The following is a 254-nucleotide window of genomic DNA, read 5'->3' on the forward strand; positions in this document are numbered from 1 at the left end:
CTTAACCTTATCCTTGATTTCTTCCTCACTCAGCTTTGTTGAGGCAGTAATTGTAATCTTTTGCTCTTTACCTGTTCCCAGGTCTTTTGCACTTACATTTACAATACCATTGGCATCAATATCAAAAGTAACTTCAATTTGTGGTACTCCCCTAGGAGCTGGTGGAATGCCTGTCAACTGGAATCTACCCAAAGTTACGTTATCATTTGCCATCTGACGTTCACCCTGCAGCACGTGTATATCAACTGAAGTCT

General features: G+C 40.9%; 1 protein-coding gene. It reads right to left on the reverse strand.

Annotated elements, in window-relative coordinates; all coding sequences use genetic code 11:
• On the reverse strand, nt 1-254 hold a 254-nt coding region (locus tag ACKX14_RS16230; RefSeq protein ID WP_422449459.1), incomplete at both ends, for an Hsp70 family protein.

Origin of the sequence: Thermorhabdus hydrogeniformans (assembly GCF_049310025.1) — a bacterium.
Lineage (GTDB): Bacteria > Bacillota > Thermosediminibacteria > Thermosediminibacterales > Tepidanaerobacteraceae > JBJYKD01.